This window comes from Cobetia crustatorum (assembly GCF_000591415.1).
GTDB lineage: Bacteria > Pseudomonadota > Gammaproteobacteria > Pseudomonadales > Halomonadaceae > Cobetia > Cobetia crustatorum.
Window position 1 is genome coordinate 1 of sequence record NZ_JEMF01000072.1, and the last position, 19,471, is coordinate 19,471.

A 19,471-nucleotide genomic window follows, 5' to 3' on the forward strand; every position below is an offset into this window, starting at 1 on the left:
TTTCTTGACAACTACCGGTATGTGTGGTCATATCTCTGGTGATATTCACTCTTGGTACTCCCTATTATGCCTATCCACGGTGTTTGACCGCTTTATGCGCACTTTATTCTTGGCGACTTTAGTCCCTATTGACATTGGTACATGACGCATACGGGCCAAGGCAGATTGATCCAGTACTTTCCTTGATTCAAACGATAGCTAGACGTATCGCCAATAGCCCATCTTGCCTCGAGTAATAGACAGTAAAGGAAGGCAATGCATGGCGTCCTGCCCTGACGCGGCATTTCCGTCAGATATTCATATCCCGCGTTTCTGTCATCAGCCCTGTTGTTTCGGATGGAGTCCCGAATGACCATCACTTGCATCAAAGATCTGCAGCGCCTTGCGCGTCGGCGTGTCCCCAAGATGTTTTATGACTACGCCGATTCCGGTTCATGGACCGAGAGTACCTACCGTGCCAATGAGTCGGATTTTGCCCGTATCGGTCTGCGTCAGCGAGTCATGGTCGACATGGACAACCGTTCGTTGGCAACCAGGATGCTTGGCGAAGAGGTATCAATGCCAGTAGCACTGGCGCCTACCGGATTGACCGGCATGCAGCACGCTGATGGTGAAATGCTGGCCGCCCGAGCTGCCGCCAACTTCGGAGTGCCCTTCACTCTCTCGACCATGAGCATCTGCTCCATCGAGGATGTGGCAGAAGTTAGTTCACGGCCATTCTGGTTCCAGCTTTATGTCATGCGCGACAAGGACTACATCAGCCGCCTGATCGATCGTGCCAAGGCCGCGCAATGCTCAGCATTGGTGCTGACGGCCGACCTGCAAATCATTGGTCAGCGCCACAAGGACCTGATCAATGGCCTGAGTGTACCGCCGCGCCCCACCGTGGCAACGGCGCTAAATCTAGCCACCAAGTGGCGCTGGTGTGCCGGCATGATGCGGACGCAACGCCGCACTTTTGGCAATATTGCCGGTCACGTGAAGGATGCCGATAATCTCAGCTCGCTCTCGAAATGGACCGCCAGCCAGTTTGATCCCAGTCTGAGCTGGGATGATATCAAGTGGATCAAGGACAAGTGGGGCGGCAAGCTCATCATCAAAGGCATCATGGAGCCCGAAGATGCCGAGATGGCGGTGCGTGCCGGGGCTGATGCCGTAATTGTCTCGAATCACGGGGGGCGACAACTCGATGGCGCACCATCCTCCATTTCAGCGCTACCGGATATCGTGTCAGCCGTCGGCTCCTCAACCGAAGTGCATATGGATGGCGGCATCCGCTCCGGTCAGGACGTGCTCAAAGCCGTGGCACTAGGCGCCAAGGGTGTCTACATCGGACGCGCTTTCCTCTATGGCCTGGGCGCAAAGGGTGAGCAAGGCGTGACCCAGACCCTGGAGATCATCCAAAGGGAGCTGGATACCACACTGGCATTGTGCGGTCTGCGCGACATTCATGACGTGAATCACCGAGTGCTACGCGAAGGCACCTATCCGTTAGCGGGCAGTGCCAGTTTGTGGGCTTCATCGACACGAAGCACGGAGTGACAATGCTCACCTCAAGAGCCTCTCTAGCGTTCATCTGATCGCCTATCTACACGGCGAGTAACAGGCGCTGTCCTATGCGAGATTTCATTCCCGCATTGACAGCGCCTTTTTGTGCGACTAAAGCTTATTTATACGAATCCTATTTATACGAATAAATACCATTGATCTGTTTCGCGCCTCAGGGAATCTGCATGCCGTCGACAATGCCCTCATCACCATCAGCCACGTCAGTGCCACGACGCCAGAAACTGGCAGAGCTGATCAGTGACGATCTCAAGCGCACCATCATCCGGGATACCTTGGCAGAAGGTGATCGACTACCCAACGAAAAAGCGCTGATGGCGTTATACGGCTGTGCCAAGGGCACGGTACGTGAAGCGCTGATGATCCTGGAGGTCGAGGGGCTGATTACACTGAAGACCGGCCCCAATGGTGGCGCCATTCTCAATGCCCCTAGCATGGAGCCCGCCAGTCGCATGTTGCGCAGCTTCTTGCACTTCAAGACGCTCAGCGGCGGTCAGGTCTATCAGCTACGACGACTACTGGAAGTGGAGATGGCTGTCTCGGTAGTGGGTCTTCTCAGCGAGGAAGACTTCGCGACGCTTGAGCACAACATCAATGAGTGCACCTGCCATCGTCTGGATGATGAAGATCAACGCCGTCAGCGCTTTCTCGAAATCGAGTTCCATCATGTTCTGGCACGCGCCTGCCCCAACCCCCTGCTGAGCTTCATGTGCCAGTTTCTCAACGACCTGCTACATGACCTCGTGGTGATCAAGAAAGCCTATCTACCTGAACGCAAGCAGTTCGATCAGGCCAATCAGCACTATCACGATGGGCTTATTACGGCATTACGTGAGCAGGATACCGAGCGGGTACGCCAGCTGATGACCGAGCACATGCGCGATGCCGAGCATCATATGACCGCGCTCGAAATGGAAATGGCAGATCAACTACTCGTCACTCCCGAGCACCTCAAGACTAACCACTAGCTGATGACAACTGACTTGCACGCAAGCTCTGCCTGGGACATCCCAGGTAGACAAGATCGGTGACATGACAACAGCAGCCTGACAACAACAAGAGGAAAATCGATGACTACTGCACACCTCACCTCCCTGACGGAGCTACGCACTGACAGCGAACGCCTGTGGCAAACGCTGATGGAGCTGGCCACGCTTGGCGCTACCCCCAAGGGTGGCGTCAACCGTCAGGCACTGACTGAGCTGGACCGACAGGCACGCGATCTGTTCATAAAATGGTGCAAGGCCGAAGGCTGCACCATTCGCATTGATGCCATCGGCAATATCTTTGCGCGGCGTGCCGGAACTGATCCCGATGCACCTGCCGTGATGACAGGCAGTCACATCGATACCCAGCCCACTGGCGGCAAGTTCGATGGCTGCTTCGGGGTGATGGCAGGCCTTGAGGTAGTGCGTAGCCTCAACCAGTACGACATCAAGACACGCTGCCCGGTGGAAGTGGTGGTCTGGACCAACGAGGAAGGCTGTCGTTTCGCCCCCTGCATGATGGGATCCGGTGTGCATACCGGGCAGCTGTCGCTGCATGAGATGCTGGCCCAGAAGGATATCGAGGGAGTGACCGCGGGCGAAGCACTGGATGCGATCGGCTACCGTGGCAGTGATGAAATACCGCGCGAGAACGTGCGTGCCTTCTTCGAGAGCCACATCGAGCAGGGACCCATTCTCGAGGATGAGGAAACCACCATTGGCGTGGTGATGGGCGCGCTCGGTCAGCGCTGGTTCGATCTGACACTGACTGGCCAGGAAGCGCATGCCGGACCGACGCCCATGATGCTCCGTCAGGATGCCATGCTCGGCGCCGCCGAAATCACCGTGGCCGTCAATCGCATCGCCATTGCTCACCAACCGCATGGGCGTGGCACTGTCGGGGTGATGCAGGTCTATCCCGGCTCACGTAACGTCATTCCGGGTCAGGTCAACATGACTATCGACCTACGCTCACTGGAACCAGACTCTTTGACGGCCATGGCCGACGAGCTCAAGCAGGTCGTCCAGGACGTCAGTCAGCGCCATCGCCTGACAGCAGAACTGACCCCGACCGCTGACTTCGTGCCTGAACACTTTGCCGACAACTGCGTCACGGCAGTGCGTGATGCTGCCCGTCAGCTGGGCTACTCGCATCGCGATATCGTCAGTGGCGCGGGCCATGACGCCATCTTCATGGGACGCATTGCGCCGGCGGGCATGATCTTCGTGCCCTGTGAAGGCGGGATCAGCCACAACGAGATCGAAAACGCCGCACCTACCGATCTTCACGCCGGCTGCAACGTTCTGCTGCACGCGATGCTGGATCAGGCTGAGGTGGTTCAGTAACCCAAGCACCACATTCGCCTTCAATCGACAATGAATGAACCCAACGCAAAGCCCCGCTCGACAGTCATGTCGAGCGGGGCTTTGCGTTTCCAGCAACAGATGTCCAGCGAGAAGAACAACCCCAAGGTCACCTTATCCCAACGACCTCTTCCAGAGTGTCTCGATACTGTCCATCTCGGCAGGACCATAAAGCGCCCGAGGTTCACCGCGGTACCAGGCCCACAATTGATCACCGAAATCGAAGTGCCACCACTCGCTAGGCAGATTGGTAAAGCCTGCCTCTGACATCACTCGATAGAGCAGACGCCGATTGTCCCGCGCCTCACTCTGGGACGTATCACTGGCAGGCGGATGGCGCTCGAAGTGATCAGTATGCGACGCCGGCGTGGCTTCATCGAACTGGGTGCCCATCTCCAGTAGCAGGCCATCGGCATCGCAGATCGTGACATCCACGGCGCCACCGGTGAGATGCGGGCTGGGCGCTTGCGGGTCACGACTGGGCAACGAGACGAACTCGCGAGTGCGCGCCAGCAGCTGAGCATCGTCAAGTGACGGATCATGACTGCGCAGCGACTCATACAGAGTATCGAACAGATATTGCTGCACCCGCCACGGCCGCCAACCATCCAATACGACCAATGAGAGCCCTTCCGGCAATGCTCGAGCAGCAAGCAGCAGTCGTTGGTGCACTTCACGACGCACCAGACATTCATTGACAGCCCCAGGGATGTCAAGGCGTGCATAGGCTGGATAGACCCGCAAACACGCAGGCGCGAGACTTGTCGGTACCAGCGGGCTATCACTGCCCTGCACGGCTATTTGACTGACCCGAGCCCAGTCCGGCTCGTCATGACTCGGAATAGGAGGATTGGACGGTGACATAGGGGATGACGCGCTTGATGACAGGCGTGAAGACATGAGTGTTATCCAGACAGGGTCGGCAACCACAGAGTAAGAGGTGGGAAGACAATCAGCATCAGCAACACTGCAATGGCGACCAGCACGAACGGCCAGATAGTACGGAACAGCGACGTGATCTCAAGCTTGCTTACCGCTGCTGCCACGAAGACACAGGCACCCATCGGAGGCGTGATGAGGGCAATCGTGATGTTGAGCGTGATGATGACGCCGAGATGAATCGGATCAATGCCTGCCGCCATCGCCACTGGCACGAAAATCGGTGTCAGCAGCATCAAGGAAGATACTTCTTCCATGAACATGCCTGTCACGAAAGTGATCGCACTGAGCAACAGAAGAATCAGGATCGGGCTATCTACGTAAGGTGCCAGCAACACCACAAACTGATTGGGAATCTGAGCATAAGACAACAACCAGCTGACGATGGAGGACACCGCCATGATCACGAAGATAGCACTGGTCAGGCGGGCAGTTTCCTTGACCGCACTCCATATCGCGGCAAGCTTGAGTGGCCCCTGCCAGAGTCCGCATAGAATGACATAAGCCACGATCAACGAGCCGGACTCTGTCGGAGTCACCACTCCCAAAACGATACCGGAGACAATGATCACTGGTGCCACCAGTGCCGGGAGCGCACCAATGACGGCGGATAGCACTTCACTCCGTGATGGAGCTTGGCCGCGTGCCTCCAGTCCATGACGGCGGGCATACCAGGCATTCATGGCCATGAACGCGATGGCGAGAATCAAGCCGGGCACCACGCCGGCCAGAAACAGACTACCTACCGAAGTATTGGTGAGCGAGGCATAGAGAATCATGAAGATACTGGGAGGAATGATCGGTCCAATCAGCGAACTGCCCGCCGTCAGCCCTGCCGCGAAGGACGTCGAGTAGCCCTCCTTGCGCATGGCAGGTACCAGCAAAGAGCCCAATGCTGAGGTATCCGCCACCGCCGAGCCATTGACGCCGGCAAAGAATACGCTGGACACCACATTGACGTGCCCCATACCGCCGCGCAGGTGACCTACCATCAAGCGCGCGAGACGCATGAGACGCTCGGTCAGACCACTGGCATTCATCAGATTGCCCGCGAGTATGAACAGAGGAATCGCCATCAATGAAAAAGCATTGATGCCGCCAAAGAATTGCTGAGGCCCAAGACGTTCCAGCATCGAGACATCAATGAACAAGAAGCCGGTCACGGCAGTCACGAGCAGAGAAAGAAAGAGCGGCAGTCCCAGCAGGACATGCACGACAAAGATGGCCAACATTGCCCAGATCATGTGCGCGGCTCCGATGACGTCGAAGAAGGCCCACTCTCACCCGGGGTTTCATCGTCAGCGTTATCAAGTGCCTGGGTGGCAAGCGGACGCGGGCCATGCAACACCACCTGCAGTGTCATCAGCGCAAAGCCGACCGGCATGGAAAGCATCGGGATACTGCGACTGATGCCCATCCCCATGGTGCGGAACATGCTCGCTGACATGGCGTAGTGCCAGGTCATCCAGGTTGCCCCAAGCATGAGGACCAGTGTCAGCCACCATTGGTAATAGACAAGCAAGGATGCCAGGCGCGGTGGCAGGCGACGCTCCAGGAGAGCGACTCGCATGTGCGCGCCCTCGACCCATACCGCTCCCAGCGCCAGCATAACGCTGGCAATGATCAGATAACGCGTCAGTTCATCCACCCAGATGGGCGCGCCGCCCAGTACATACCGCATCACGACGCCGTAGAGCATGATCAAGACGGTCGAGGCCAGAATCGCGGCGGCAGCCCCGAGCGTCAGACGGCCACACCAAAGCAGCGCACTGTCCCTGAATGTCGGGACATGCGGTGAAGAAAGAGGGTTCATGCGCAGTAACCAACAAGTGTGTAGAGAACATTCCCGACAATCGGGACCTGAAGCAGGCAACGGACTCACTGCTGTCTGCTTCAGATACCGATGAAGAGGGAGGAATCAACCAATGGCCATTGTCTTGATCAATGACCCGATACGCTCAGAATCACGAGGAAATACCGGCATCCTTCATCGCAGCATCAATCAGCCCAGGCGCAATGTCCTGCGTCTTCAACCACTCCAGATAAGCGGGCTGTCCTTTGGTGCGGAAGGCATCGATATCGGCCTTGCTCGGGCGAATCACTTCCATGCCCTGCTCTTCCAGCGACGTAATGCGTGACTCCACCTGACTCTGATTGTCCTGACGTGCCTGGGCATTGGCTTCCTTGACTGATTCGAGCAGTGCCGTGCGCTCCTCCTCCGACAGGCTCTCGAGCAGCTGACCATTGGCGACCAGGAATTGATCGGAATACTGGATGTTGGCCAGCGTCAGGTACTTCTGCACTTCCTGCAGACTGCCCAGCAGGATGTACATCGGCGGGTTCATCTGACCATCCGCTACCCCGGTGCGCAGCGCCATGTAGACTTCCGTCCACGGAATCGGCGTACCCGAGGCACCGAATGCCTCATAGAGCGCTACCTGACTCGGGTCCATCGCGCGGAAGCGAAGCCCTTCGAAGTCATCCGGGCTGGTGATCGGACGCTTGTCGTTGGTGAAGGCCAGAAAGCCCCCCTCCTCCACGACGGCCAGAATCTCGGCCCCATTGGTGCGCTCACTGAATAGTTGCTGCACCTGCTGCCAGTACTGACCTTCATCGAAGAAACGACGCGCCTCATCAAAACCGTCGAACATGAACGGCGTCGCGCTGACATAGACTTCCGGCACGATGGGGGCCATGCCCGCGAAGGAGGCGATGTTCAGGCTCGGTGCGCTGATGACCTGCTCCATGCGTTCCTGCTCTTCTCCCAGCATGCTGTTTGGATATAATTTCAGCTCCAACTCACCATCGGTCTTCTCCTCAACCAATGACTTCAGATTGGTCGCGAAGACGTGGACGGCATTCTTGTCGGCATCTGGGGCGCCGTTGTAGCTGAGATTGATGGTCTGTGCATGAACGCTGGCCGCCAACAGGCTAAGTGCGAGGGTAGAGCCCGTCAGTGTCTTGCGAAGTAAGGAAGCTGTGGACATGAAGGTGATCCCTTTATTGTTGTGATCCAATATTATTGTAGGTAACACAAATATCATTATCGATTACTGCTCACCTCGAAACTAGCGTTGACGCTGTGGACTAATCAATCGCTTCTGTGTTGTTTTTTTGTCCACACCCGGAATATGGCATCCCCAACATGCATCTGCCCCGTCAGCCATTGCTGAAACGGGGCAGAGCATTTCAAAAGTCCACTGCACAAGATCACTGCACAAGATCACTTCACAAGATCACTTCACAAGATCGCTCCGCCAGCCCATGCCGGACTCTTCCATCAGGCGCTCATGCACACCCTCGATGTTGAGCTCAACCCAGTCTTCATAGTTGGCAAAGTCGCTGTAGGCCGAGAGGTCGGTATCCTGCTTGATCTGCTCCAATGACTTGCCCGCCAGAACCCCCTCCGTCACCTGCACGTATAACGACTCCAGATACGTGAGGTAGCGCTGAACATCTTTCTTGCTGCCAACATCGGCATGGCCGCCGACGAAGGTGTCGAAGTCATATTCCAGTACGGCGCGCGTCGAGTTGATCATCCCCTGGATGTCATAGCTCCAGAGTTTCTGCCACGGCATACGCCCGATGACGATCCAATCAACAACAAACAGCGTGCGCTGCTTTTCAAACAGCATGCTGATGGACCCTCGACCATCATTGGGGCCGTGATACTTGAGCAAGACGGATGAGTCGCCGAGCTGGACCTTCATTTCATCATCAAACACGAGATCGGGCTGCACGGTCTTTGCGTGCGTCATGGCAATGTCCTGAGCCGCCAGGCGATGGGCAATAAAGGTGGTACCGGGCGTGTCAAACACTTCTGCTCCGTAGATGTGATCGCCATGATTATGGCTATAGATCACATACTTCACGGGCGTGTCGAAGCGCTTCTTGATCTCGTCATTCAGCCAGGTCGCTGCATCGTGATTCATCGGGTCCGTCACCAGCGCCCCCTGATCGGTAATCAGGAAGACTGAACGATGTCGATCATCAACGAATCGATAGAGTCCTTCTCCCAGCGGTCGATCTCATAGGCTTGTGCTTGAAAGCTCAACGGCAACACAGCACACGCCAGTGCTTTCTTGATAGGGCTCAGCATTGCGAACATCCTCGCATCTGGAGTTGTTGTTGTGATCTCCCACTACTCTGCGTCACGTAGAGTCCCTACGTGATACGCAAGAGCTATCGACATGGATGCCCACTCAATGCGGGCAGAAACGAGGTTTGGAAAAGAGGTCGCCTGATCAACTAGCAATCTCATCCTCCTCAATGAAAGGCACTGAGCAAGCGTGGTGCATCAGCAGTGAAGAACCTGAGCCCTTTTTGCAGATGCGCAAGACATGCCTCAACCGCCACGGTCATCTCGCGTCCGCTACGCGTACAGATCTGTGCTCGGGTGGCCGCCAGCGCCGGATGTTGCATCGGCAGCAGACAGATATCGCCACGTTTCAGCTCTTCCACCACACTCAACTCTGGCATGAAAGTCACACCAATCCCCGAGCGCACGAAATTCTTGAGCACCGAGACCGAGTTGGTACGCAACTGCGCACGTAGCGCGACCCGCTCTTGTTGTGCTGCCTGATTGACCATCTGACGCATGCCGGTGCATTCATCAATCAAGGCCAACGGATAGTCAGCGACCTGCGCCAGTGTCAGCGGCTTGCCAATCTCGAGTAACGGATGCGAGGGCGGCACGATAAGATCCAGCGGCTGACAGGTTTCGACATGACAGCACAGAATAGGGTCTACGGGCGGGGCGTAGAGCAGCGCGATATCCACCTCGAAGTCGCGCAACAGCTCGGTCGCCTCATTCACCCCCGCCATGCGCACCACCACCTCGATACCCGGATGACGCGCCATGAAGCTCTGCAGAGGCAGCGAGATCAGATCGGCGATGAAGCCCTCGCCCACCGCGATTCGCACCTCACCGCTACGCAGCCCCTGCAGGGCACTCAGCTGCGAGAGCGCTGCGGCCTCTGCCGCCTGCTGACGATGAAAGTGATCCAGCAGCAACACCCCGGCCTGGGTCGCACGCATGCCCGTCTCGCTGCGCTCGCACAGCGCGACACCCACCTCTTCTTCCAGCTGCTTGATCTGGCGGCTGACCGCGGAAGGGTCGAGATTCAGGTGCCGTGCCGCACGGCGCAGTGAGCCGCGACGGATGATTTCATTCAGCGCCGTCAGCGCCTTGGGATTGAGCATGAAGACAGTACCCGCCAGCAGCAGTGGAGGAAGAGGCAAGACTCGGATCACTCAGGATATCCTTGCAGATCAAGCGACTCCAGAGGCCCATATCAGGAAGCGAGCGACAACGAAAAAGGAGCCGCATGAGCGGCTCCTTGTGGTTCGACGTGATCAGCAGTTGCCTTTCTTGGCCTGGCCTGGTGGGCAGAAGTCGCCGCCTCCACGCTTGTGGTCATGGTGTCCATCACCGATCTCAATGATGGGTTCGGCATCGATCCGCGCCGGTGTATAACTGCACCCTGCCACGAAAAGGGCACTCAGCATCACAAGGCTGACAACTCGCACGCTAGACTTCATCATCATTCCTTTTCATGAAAAAACACATTTCTCGATGCCCCACATCGTACCGGAATGCACGCCATCGAGAACGCAATTTCTCAACGAGTGGTAATGTGAGTCCCAAGATTGCGGCATCAATCACGACAGGATCTGACCATGTTCGATTTCAAGGAAGTGGAAGCCTTCGTGTGGATCACACGCCTGGGGTCGTTCCGGCTGGCTGCCCAGCATCTGCATCTGACCCAGCCGTCGATTTCCGAGCGTATCAACAAGCTGGAAACCACCTTGGAAACTCGCCTGTTGGAGCGCACTCGCCGGCCGGTACAGCCCACTCTCAAGGGGCGCGAATTCTATCGCCACGCCGAGGCGCTGCTGGAAGCGCGCCAGAAAGCCCTGTCCATGATGGCGTTGAGCACGCCCTTCCAGGGAGTGTTGCGACTGGGCGTCGTGGAGACCGTGGCGCATAGCTGGCTGCCCGGCTTTCTGGCCGAACTGGCGCGCCGCTACCCGGATCTCACGCTGGAACTGGAGGTCGACAGCTCCCCGGGGCTTGCCGCCATGCTCACCGCCGGCGATATCGACCTCGCCTTCCTGATGGGGCCAGTCACGGCGGAGAACGTGCTCAATCGTTTTCTGTGCAACTACACGATGGGCTTCGTGATCAGTCCAGCTCTTGGCTTCACCGAAGACAACTTCTCGTTACGGCGCCTGAATCATCTGCCGCTGATCTCGTTTGCCCGCAACAGCCGGCCGCACCATGAACTTGGCTCCATGCTGCATCAGATGGGACTCGATGACGTGAAGCTGCATTGCTCAAGCTCCTTGTGGACCATCGTGCGCATGACCCTGGATGGCCTGGGCGTCGGCGCCATCCCGCCGCGCATCGTCGCCGAGGAAATCCGCCAGGGCACCCTGCTCAGCCTGCCCTGCGACCTCCCCGAACTGACCTTCACCGCCTCCTGGCCGACCCATATGGAAAGCGCCCTCGCCGAAGGGGTCTGCGAGCTTGCCATCGAGATCGCCCGCCAGGATCAGGAGGCGCATTCACGCCTGTCCTGAGCATCGCTGTCTGCCAACGACGCTCTCGCATTCCCCATGTTCCTGCTCCCACGTTTCCTGTCTCGCTCACGTCTCGCGGGCCTGCGACGGGCCATTTCACACACCACATGAAAGGAATTTCCGATGGCTTGACTCGATAAAAATCGATTGGATTTATCCGGGCGTGCTTCTTATGGTGAAGACAGACAACAACAACTTCACAAGAAGCCCCCACGATGCCCCAGACACTTCTCAGTGCCGCGTCGTCCCCCCGCGAGGCACGCGAGCAGATCCGTAGCGGACAATGGGCCAGCCACACCAGCGGTATCGCTGCCGGCTTTGCCCAGACCAACCTGATCATCCTGCCAGCAGAGGCTGCCAGTGAGTTCCTGCAATTCTGTCAGGCCAATCCCAAGGCCTGCCCGTTGCTGGATGTCACGGCCGTCGGTTCTCCCGCCTCGACAGGGCTCGGTGAGAACATCGACCTGCGCCACGACCTGCCTGCCTATCACATCTACCGTCACGGTGTGCTGGAAGAAACGCGCGCGGATATCGCCGCCCTGTGGCAGGACGATTTCGTGGCGTTCTCCATCGGCTGCTCGTTCTCGTTCGAAGAGGCACTACTCAACGAGGGTGTCGAGGTCCGCCATGCGCGCCTTAAGCGCAATGTGCCGATGTATCGCACCAATATTCCGCTGATCAGTGCCGGACGCTTCTACGGCAACCTGGTGGTGTCCCTGCGTCCGATGTCGGCGGCGCACGCCATTCGTGCGATCCAGATCACCACCGACATGCCCCGTGTTCACGGCGCGCCCGTCCATCTGGGCGACCCCGCCTTGATCGGTATTTCCGATATCAACACCCCTGATTTTGGCGATGCGCCTACGCTTGAGACAGGCGATCTGCCGGTGTTCTGGGCCTGTGGCGTCACGCCGCAACTGGCGCTGGAGAATGCCCAGCTACCCTTGGCAATAGCGCATAGCCCGGGCCACATGCTGATTACCGACATTCCCAATCATCGCCTCAAATACGGATGACAAGCTGATGGGGCCAGGGATGTGCTCCGCTCTTTCCCCCTGACATCAAAAGCACAACACCAGATTCACAACAACAATGGTGACTCACATGAAGACACGTTTTGCCCTCTCCGCCCTTGGTCTCGCGCTAGCCGCCGCCGGCAGTGCTCATGCTGCCGACTCCCTCAACGTGGTGGGCAGCTGGAGCAGCCTGGAGCTGAACCGTCAGTTCGAGAAGCCCTTCTGGAGCGAGACACTGCCAGCCGCAAGCCAAGGTGAGCTGAGCACTCAGGTCACCACCTTTGACCAGATGGGCATTCCCGGTTCTGACGTCTATCGCTACCTGGGTGATGGTGTCTTTGATGTCGGCATGACCGTGGCTGACTACACCGTGTCGGACGCGCCGGAACTTGAAGGCCTGGATCTGCCGATGATGGCGCCGAGTGCCGCAGAGGCCAAGCAAGTCGCCGAGGCCTTCCGTCCGCTGGCCGAATCCACCATGAACAAGCGCTTCAACAGCCATGTGCTGGCCATCGTGCCGTATCCGGCTCAGGTGCTGTTCTGCAATACCCCGATTGAAGGACTTGATGGTCTGAAGGACAAGAAGGTGCGTGCCAGTGGCCGCTCCACCGGTGAATTCATCGAGGCGCTGGGCGCTCAGAGCTTGAATATCGCCTTCAACGAGGTCCCGGGGTCACTGGAACGCGGCGTGATCGACTGCGCCGTCACCGGCTCGCTCTCCGGTTACAGCGCTGGTTGGCATGAGGTCTCCAGTCACCTGCTGCCGCTGCCGCTGGGCGGATGGGATTACGTCATCACGGCGATCAACCAGGACAAATGGCAGAGTCTCGGTGAAGACACCCAGGCCTTGATGCAAGAGCAGATCGATACTCAGTTCACGGCGCCGGTCTGGGAAAACGCTCAGGGCGAGACGGCCCGTGGCGTGGCTTGCCTGACCGGTCAAGGCGAGTGCCCGCTGGGTGAAAGCGCGGACATGACCCTGGTGGCATCCAGCGATAGTGATGCCAAGCGCGCACGTGCTGCCCTCGAGTCCACCGTGCTCCCCGCCTGGGCTGCCCGTGTCGATGAGGCAACGCGCACCGCCTGGAACGAGAGTGTCGGCAAGGTCGTTGGCCTGACCGCTGAAGTGAAGTAAGCGCCGCACTCTGTATTTGTCATGCGTCGAGCTGACAGTGCATCGAACATCAGGCTTCAGGAATGGCATGTCGAAAACGGCATCTCATGAAGCGAATGCACTGTCAGCTCATGACGTCCCACTGCGGCATACGCAGATCTCCACTCGTCGCTGACAGGCGGCTCTCAGCCGCAGAACATCACATTCTGATGCTCTGCGCCCAGGCAGGACCCGACTCATGAGTACCTTCATCCACGCACTCGATGTCGCCGTGTCGCTGACACGCGCCATCTCACGCCACGCTGCACGCCTGATGGGGCTGCTGCTGCTTGCGGTCGTCGCCTTCATCGGCGCTGAAATCCTGATGCGCCAGGTCTTCAACCATCCCCTGCCCGGCGTACATGAATACGCCGGCTACGTGCTGGCCATGCTCTCCGCGTGGGGACTGTCACACACCCTGATGGAGCGGGCCCACATCCGTATCGACGTGGTCCATGGCAAGCTACCGGCGCTATCACGCCATACGCTCGACATCATCGCGATGCTGGCACTCAATCTGGTGGCCTGGATCATTCTCATCAATGCCTGGCCGGTATTGGACAAGTCGCTGAGCAATGGCTCAACCGCCAATACACCACTGGCCACCCCACTGTGGATTCCCCAGATTCTCTGGTTGGCGGGCTATGCCTGGTTCGCCATCACGACCAGCGTATTGGGTCTGCGCGTACTGGCAGCAGCCTTCCTGCGCGATACCGACACGTTGAATATGCTAGCCGGCCCCGATCATGGCGAAGGTGAAGCAGCATTGGCTCAGGCCGCCTCCACGACAACCACCGCTGGCAAGGAGTCGCGCTGATGTTGGGTTTTCTCTCCGTGGGTATCCTCACGCTGCTACTGGCCGGCATACCGGTCGCTGTCACGCTGTTTCTGCTCGCCTTCGGCGTGGATCAGCTCTATTCCTTCTTTCCGCTGACCAAGGCGCTTGGACAGAACCTGTGGTCCGCCGCGGATTCCTTTCTGCTGATCGCGATTCCGCTGTTCGTGCTGATGGGCGAGATCATCGTACGTGCCGGCATTGCCGAAAAGGCCTATCGCGCCATGGACCACTGGCTGTCGTGGCTGCCCGGCGGCCTGCTGCACGCCAACATCACCACCTCTGCGCTGTTCTCGGCGACCTCCGGCTCCTCGGTGGCAACAGCGGCGACGGTCTCGACCGTGGCGCTCCCCCAGGGCAAGAAGCTCGGCTACGACCCCAAGCTGTTCTGCGGCAGCATCGCCGCGGGCGGCACCCTCGGCATCCTGATTCCGCCCTCGATCAACCTGATCGTCTATGGCTTCTTGACCGAAACCTCGATCCCGAAGCTGTTCATGGCGGGGCTGGTACCGGGCCTGGGCCTGGCAGCGCTGTTCATGCTGGCCTCACTGCTGCTGTGTGTCTGGAAGCCGTCACTGGGCGGTCCGCGCAAGAGCGCCTCCTGGAGCACCCGCTTCAAGAGCTTGTCGTTCCTGCTGCCACTGCTGGTGCTGTTCATCATCATCGTCGGCTCGATCTACCTGGGCTGGGCCACACCGACGGAAGCGGCGGCCATCGGTGTCATCGCCTCACTGGGGCTTGCGGCCACCAACCGCACCCTCAACCTGTCGATGATCAACCGCGCGCTGGACGGCACCATAAAGACCACCTCGATGATCCTGTTCATCATCATGGCGGCCTCATTCCTCAATTTCGTGCTGGCCTCCTCCGGAATGGTCCAGCAGGTCACCGGCTTGCTGAACGCCTACAACCTCGGTCCGTTCGCGCTGCTGATGGCCGTGATCGCGCTGTTCATCGTGCTCGGCTTCTTCATCGAGACCCTGTCGCTGATGGTCATCACCATTCCCATCGTCACCCCGCTGATCGTCGCGGCCGGTTACGACAAGGTGTGGTTCGGCATCGTGATGATCCTGTTCGTCGAGCTGGCGCTGATCACGCCCCCCGTGGGACTCAATCTCTACATCGTGCAGGCCTCACGGCGTGGCGAAGCCTTCGCCGACGTCATCATCGGCACCCTGCCCTATCTGGGCGCGATGCTGGTGATGGCAGCGCTGCTGGTGGCCTTCCCGCAGATCGCGCTGTGGCTGCCTTCGGCACTGTAAACCTGCTCTTGCCTGGCACCTGCTGGCAAGCCGGCAGGTGTCATTGGCGCCACACCGTTCATTCAAGAATTTTTCAAAGAACAACGACAACCCCGATAACGGAGCGATAAACCATGCTGACCTTTACCCATGACAACGGCGAATTCACCCTTGATATCCAGCGCGTTGCGATTGCCGGCTGGGCCGGACGCGACCAGGCGGGCGTGCAGCACCATATCGACGAGCTCAAGCTGCTGGGTGTGGCACCGCCCTCCCAGACTCCGCTGTTCTACCGCGTGAGCCGCGAGACGCTGACCCAGGCCTCTCAGGTCGCGATGCTTGGCGGCGAAGGTTCCGGTGAGGTCGAGACTTGTCTGGTCAGCGACGCCGAGGGCACCCTGTGGGTAACGATCGCCTCGGATCACACCGACCGCAAGCTCGAGGCCGTCGGCGTCGCCGAATCCAAGCAGCTGTGCGCCAAGCCGATCGCCCGCCATGCCTGGAAGCTCAGTGATGTCATCGATCACTGGGACAGCTTGCAGATCGAGAGCGAAATCGAGGACGCCGGCAAGACCGTGCGCTACCAGCAAGGCACCCTCGCCGAGTTGCTGCCGGTCGCCACCTTGATGGAGCGCCTGCCCGCCGCCATCGCCAAGGATGGCAGCCTGGCCCCCAACAGCGTGCTGCTGTGCGGTACCGTACCGGCCATTGGTGGCATCCGCCCCAGCCCCAGCTTTACCATGCGTTTGATGGACCCGATACTGAACCGCAGCATCGAGCATCGTTACGTGGTAGAGGAACTGGAGGTAGTCGCATGAATCAGGCTAAAGCCCACGAATTCTGGCAGCGCTCACCGCGAGAGCGTTCGCTAATCGCGCTTGAGCAGGCCTATCAGGTGGGCGACTTCACGCCAGAAGATACTGCCGACATCATCAAAGAGCGTCATCACACGCTCAAGGATGCCGCCAGCCGCAGCGTCATTCATCTCGACAATGACGCTGCGGCGGCGCAGGCCAGTGCGCAGCAACACCTGCTCGCCAGCGGAGTTCGTCTGCCGCTGTCCGGCATGCCGATTACCATCAAGGACCTCATCGATGAAGCCGGTGCCATCACGTTGGCGGGTTCCAAAGCCCTCGCGAGCACCTCGCCGGCACAAAGAGATGCCCCTGCTCTGACGCGTCTCAAAGCCGCCGGCATCGTGCATGCCGGGCGCACCAGCATGAGCGAATTCGCCTTCTCGGGACTGGGTCTCAACCCACATGTCGGTACGCCGCCCAACCCCTTCGACGCTGAACGCATCACGGGTGGCTCGACCTCAGGTGGCGCGGCCTCGGTCGCCCTGGGATTGGCAGCCGCCACGCTGGGCAGTGATACCGGTGGATCACTGCGCATTCCGGCCGCCTTCTGTGGCCTGACCGGCTTCAAGCCCTCACAAGCCAGTGTCCCGGGAGACGGTGCCTTTCCGTTATCCCCCAGCCTCGATTGTCTCGGACCGATCGCTCCGACAGTGGCGTGCTGCCGTCGACTCTGGGAAGTGCTGAGTGGCCAGTCCGCAGAAGCCTCCCGTCTTACCCGCCCACTGACCCTGCTGGTACCGGACAGTGAGCTGGTGAGCGACGTCGATGAGGATGTCATCAGAGACTTCTCAGCACTGCTGGCGCGTATTGAAGCGCTGGGCGTGACCTTGGTCCGTCGTCCATTGGCGGCCATCGAGGAGGCCTGGGGAATCAACCAGCGCGGCGGCCTGGTAATTCCCGAGGCTGCCGCTGTCCATCATGAATTGATGGCGCAGCATGAGGCTGACTATGACCCCCTGATCGCTGACCGGCTGCGCAGTGGCCGCGACATCACGGCCAGTGAGTATCTGACGCGTCTGTGGCCACGTGCGGCCATTCAGCAACGCTTCGCTCAGCAAGTGCAGGATGTCGATGCGGTGTTGATGCCGACTGTCGCCATGCGCGCTCCGCGTCGTGATCTGCTGGAGCGGGATGCCGAAGCCTTCGCGGCGCTCAACAAGCGTGCCCTGCGCAACACCAGCGTATTCAACTACCTGGATGCCAGCTCGATCTCGATTCCGGCACCAGCGCCAGCAGGCGCGGAACCGATCGGCCTGATGCTGTCACGCCCTCGAGGGCAGGATGTTGCATTGCTGCGTGTCGCTGAGGCGCTGGAGAGTCTGATTCACGCGACTGATTGATGAGCCGAATGAAGTGAGTCGTGACGAAAACGCCCCTCAGGTGAGCCCTGAGGGGCGTTTTCATTCAGTCAGTGGATATGCGCAGAAGGAACTCCGACAAGGACAGATCGGCAGCGATAGTCTGGCGAGAGAAGTCAGACAATGATCACGACTCAGTCCACAGCCAAAGACCCAGTTTCTTGTACGCCTTGATGGCCCCCGGGTGATACGGCACCTTGCTGTCCCCCACCATCGCCTGAGGATAAAAACGCGTAAAGACGCCATAGGCATTGGTGAGCGCTGTCTTGTTGGCATACAGCGTCCTGACGAGCTCGGAGACCATCTCGTCATTCACATCAGCCACCAGATAGAAGTCCACCTCGATCCATGTGAGTGGGGCCTTCCACCACACCAATGGCATTGTCACTCGGTGGCAGTGAGACGATCCTCGCCGAAGGCAGGCTTGCACTCACCGCATCACGCGCCGCCTGAGAATCATCAAGACTCAAGTAGCGCCAGCCATTGAACAGGGTCACCAGGGCCTGCTTGCCTTGCCGGCAACTACCGGCATCAGCGGTCTAAGCCGAATGCATTGCCGCATTCGGCTCGATATATGGCAGTATCATCGTATTTTTGAGCCGAATAAGCTGACCGAATCGGCTCACGTTATGCTCGGTAGTTGCCGGACATAGTGGAGTTACTGGCCGGTATCGACAAAATGAGTCAAATAAGCCAGCCTATTCGGCTCAATATATGGCAATATTATCGTTATTTTGAGCCGAATAAAGGTATATACTCAGCCTATGCACTATACAGGGACTCTCGACATGTATATCTGGCAGCAGGATGACTGGCCCCAATTCCGATACGACATGGCAGCCCTAGTTCAGCTGATAGGCGAAGTCCGCAAGCTACAAGGCCGCCTGCTTGGTCATACTGAGTGTCTCGATCACGAAGCCTCTGTTGCCACGCAGCTTGATACGCTCGTGCAAGAAGCTATCGAAACCAGCGCTATTGAGGGGGAGTCCCTGAACCATGCATCAGTGCGTTCATCCGCTGCACGCCGGTTAGGGCTAGAAGCCTCGGGCGTCTCTCCCAAGACCGAAGGCACGGATCAGCTTGTCACTATGCTGGCCGACGCAGCTGCCAACACTGCAGAGCCCCTAACACCGGAAACGCTTTATGTGTGGCAGGCCAGTCTCTTTCCTGAGCGCCCGATACTCATGCCCAGCGAAGCTATCATCGGAGGCTTCGCCAAGACCTGCACGGGCATCCGATGGCTGTCGTCTCGCAGAGTAAACACAGGGAGATTGTCCATTTCGTTGCCCCGCCCAGTGAAGCCCTAGAGGAGGAGCTGGCAACCTTTCTGACTTGGTTTAACAAGAGGTCGCCAGAAGTGGACGGTCTTGTGCGCGCTGGTATCGCGCATCTGTGGCTGGTCACGTTACATCCGTTCTCTGACGGCAATGGTCGCGTAACGCGGGCGGTTGCTGATCGGGCTTTGGCTCAGGACGAAGGGACCGCTGTGCGCTTCTACAGCATGAGTGCCGCCATCATGCGCGATCGGAGCCGTTACTACGACATGCTGGAGGACGGCGGTCTCAAGTTCCAA

Annotated in this window: 20 protein-coding genes and 1 pseudogene; 12 read left to right on the forward strand and 9 right to left on the reverse strand. The window is 58.6% G+C overall.

Translation table 11 applies throughout. The annotated features are described in order from the left end of the window. Nucleotides 1–348 precede the first annotated feature (348 nt). The 3 genes from BF12_RS0113740 to BF12_RS0113750 all read left to right on the forward strand — a co-directional run bounded on the left by BF12_RS0113740 (nucleotide 349) and on the right by BF12_RS0113750 (nucleotide 3,899). A complete protein-coding gene (locus BF12_RS0113740) occupies nucleotides 349–1,542 on the forward strand; it encodes an alpha-hydroxy acid oxidase (protein WP_211242465.1) in 1,194 nt (397 codons plus the stop codon). Between the two features lie 191 nt (nucleotides 1,543–1,733). Further along, nucleotides 1,734–2,534, forward strand: coding sequence for a FadR/GntR family transcriptional regulator (locus tag BF12_RS0113745; RefSeq protein ID WP_246116527.1), 801 nt, complete (start codon nucleotides 1,734–1,736; stop codon nucleotides 2,532–2,534). Nucleotides 2,535–2,636: 102 nt separating this feature from the next. Continuing rightward, nucleotides 2,637–3,899 (forward strand): Zn-dependent hydrolase, encoded by a 1,263-nt coding sequence (locus tag BF12_RS0113750; protein ID WP_024952772.1) that lies wholly within the window; start codon nucleotides 2,637–2,639, stop codon nucleotides 3,897–3,899. A gap of 132 nt (nucleotides 3,900–4,031) precedes the next feature. Here the strand turns inward: BF12_RS0113750 and BF12_RS0113755 are convergent, their stop codons facing one another. The 7 genes from BF12_RS0113755 to BF12_RS0113780 form a co-directional block, all read right to left on the reverse strand. Next, nucleotides 4,032–4,817 (reverse strand): M15 family metallopeptidase, encoded by a 786-nt coding sequence (locus BF12_RS0113755; protein ID WP_246116528.1) that lies wholly within the window; start codon nucleotides 4,815–4,817, stop codon nucleotides 4,032–4,034. A gap of 5 nt (nucleotides 4,818–4,822) precedes the next feature. Then, on the reverse strand, nucleotides 4,823–6,100 hold the full coding sequence (locus BF12_RS0113760) for a TRAP transporter large permease (protein WP_024952774.1): 1,278 nt from the start codon (nucleotides 6,098–6,100) through the stop codon (nucleotides 4,823–4,825). Next, nucleotides 6,097–6,669: a TRAP transporter small permease gene (locus tag BF12_RS20225; RefSeq protein WP_024952775.1), complete on the reverse strand. Its 573-nt coding sequence runs from the start codon at nucleotides 6,667–6,669 to the stop codon at nucleotides 6,097–6,099. The genes BF12_RS0113760 and BF12_RS20225 overlap by 4 nt, the downstream gene beginning before the upstream one ends. 151 nt (nucleotides 6,670–6,820) lie before the next feature. Continuing rightward, entirely contained in the window at nucleotides 6,821–7,843 is a 1,023-nt protein-coding gene (dctP, locus tag BF12_RS0113770) for a TRAP transporter substrate-binding protein DctP (protein ID WP_024952776.1), read from the reverse strand. 249 nt (nucleotides 7,844–8,092) lie between these two features. Then, entirely contained in the window at nucleotides 8,093–8,788 is a 696-nt protein-coding gene (locus BF12_RS20230) for an MBL fold metallo-hydrolase (RefSeq protein ID WP_248623721.1), read from the reverse strand. A gap of 32 nt (nucleotides 8,789–8,820) precedes the next feature. Further along, nucleotides 8,821–8,955, reverse strand: coding sequence for a hypothetical protein (locus tag BF12_RS23210; RefSeq protein ID WP_282705508.1), 135 nt, complete (start codon nucleotides 8,953–8,955; stop codon nucleotides 8,821–8,823). A gap of 167 nt (nucleotides 8,956–9,122) precedes the next feature. Next, on the reverse strand, nucleotides 9,123–10,109 hold the full coding sequence (locus BF12_RS0113780) for a LysR family transcriptional regulator (RefSeq protein WP_248623722.1): 987 nt from the start codon (nucleotides 10,107–10,109) through the stop codon (nucleotides 9,123–9,125). 426 nt (nucleotides 10,110–10,535) lie between these two features. Here BF12_RS0113780 and BF12_RS20240 point away from each other — a divergent pair, with 426 nt between their 5' ends. From BF12_RS20240 to BF12_RS0113820, 7 genes are all read left to right on the forward strand, one after another. Next, a complete protein-coding gene (locus tag BF12_RS20240) occupies nucleotides 10,536–11,438 on the forward strand; it encodes a LysR family transcriptional regulator (RefSeq protein ID WP_035160198.1) in 903 nt (300 codons plus the stop codon). A 215-nt stretch (nucleotides 11,439–11,653) separates the two neighbouring features. Continuing rightward, complete coding sequence (locus BF12_RS0113795; protein ID WP_024952778.1) at nucleotides 11,654–12,454, forward strand: putative hydro-lyase; 801 nt, start codon at nucleotides 11,654–11,656, stop codon at nucleotides 12,452–12,454. Nucleotides 12,455–12,542: 88 nt separating this feature from the next. Then, nucleotides 12,543–13,589, forward strand: a complete 1,047-nt coding sequence (locus tag BF12_RS0113800; protein ID WP_024952779.1) for a TRAP transporter substrate-binding protein — start codon at nucleotides 12,543–12,545, stop codon at nucleotides 13,587–13,589. A 217-nt stretch (nucleotides 13,590–13,806) separates the two neighbouring features. Next, nucleotides 13,807–14,424 carry a TRAP transporter small permease subunit gene (locus tag BF12_RS0113805; protein ID WP_024952780.1) on the forward strand — a complete coding sequence of 206 codons (618 nt, stop codon included), beginning with the start codon at nucleotides 13,807–13,809 and terminating at the stop codon, nucleotides 14,422–14,424. Further along, nucleotides 14,424–15,704 (forward strand): TRAP transporter large permease, encoded by a 1,281-nt coding sequence (locus BF12_RS0113810; RefSeq protein WP_024952781.1) that lies wholly within the window; start codon nucleotides 14,424–14,426, stop codon nucleotides 15,702–15,704. The genes BF12_RS0113805 and BF12_RS0113810 overlap by 1 nt, the downstream gene beginning before the upstream one ends. Before the next feature lie 113 nt (nucleotides 15,705–15,817). Next, on the forward strand, nucleotides 15,818–16,501 hold the full coding sequence (locus BF12_RS0113815; protein WP_024952782.1) for a DUF2848 domain-containing protein: 684 nt from the start codon (nucleotides 15,818–15,820) through the stop codon (nucleotides 16,499–16,501). Continuing rightward, nucleotides 16,498–17,880 carry an amidase family protein gene (locus BF12_RS0113820; RefSeq protein WP_024952783.1) on the forward strand — a complete coding sequence of 461 codons (1,383 nt, stop codon included), beginning with the start codon at nucleotides 16,498–16,500 and terminating at the stop codon, nucleotides 17,878–17,880. Before BF12_RS0113815 ends, BF12_RS0113820 begins: the two co-directional genes overlap by 4 nt. Before the next feature lie 145 nt (nucleotides 17,881–18,025). On the opposite strand, the gene BF12_RS0113825 is transcribed toward BF12_RS0113820, so the two are convergent. Together BF12_RS0113825 and BF12_RS22245 are read right to left on the reverse strand one after the other, a co-directional pair. Continuing rightward, nucleotides 18,026–18,223, reverse strand: coding sequence for a TAXI family TRAP transporter solute-binding subunit (locus BF12_RS0113825; RefSeq protein WP_169734535.1), 198 nt, complete (start codon nucleotides 18,221–18,223; stop codon nucleotides 18,026–18,028). After that, nucleotides 18,216–18,395: a hypothetical protein gene (locus BF12_RS22245; protein ID WP_024952785.1), complete on the reverse strand. Its 180-nt coding sequence runs from the start codon at nucleotides 18,393–18,395 to the stop codon at nucleotides 18,216–18,218. Before BF12_RS22245 ends, BF12_RS0113825 begins: the two co-directional genes overlap by 8 nt. A 336-nt stretch (nucleotides 18,396–18,731) precedes the next feature. Here BF12_RS22245 and BF12_RS23585 point away from each other — a divergent pair, with 336 nt between their 5' ends. Next, the gene (locus tag BF12_RS23585; protein ID WP_369343282.1) at nucleotides 18,732–19,205 is read left to right on the forward strand and encodes a DUF4172 domain-containing protein; all 474 of its coding nucleotides are present in this window, start codon (nucleotides 18,732–18,734) and stop codon (nucleotides 19,203–19,205) included. Then, a pseudogene (locus tag BF12_RS22080) lies at nucleotides 19,109–19,471 on the forward strand (Fic family protein); the annotation flags it as partial. The gene BF12_RS23585 and the pseudogene BF12_RS22080, both read left to right, overlap by 97 nt.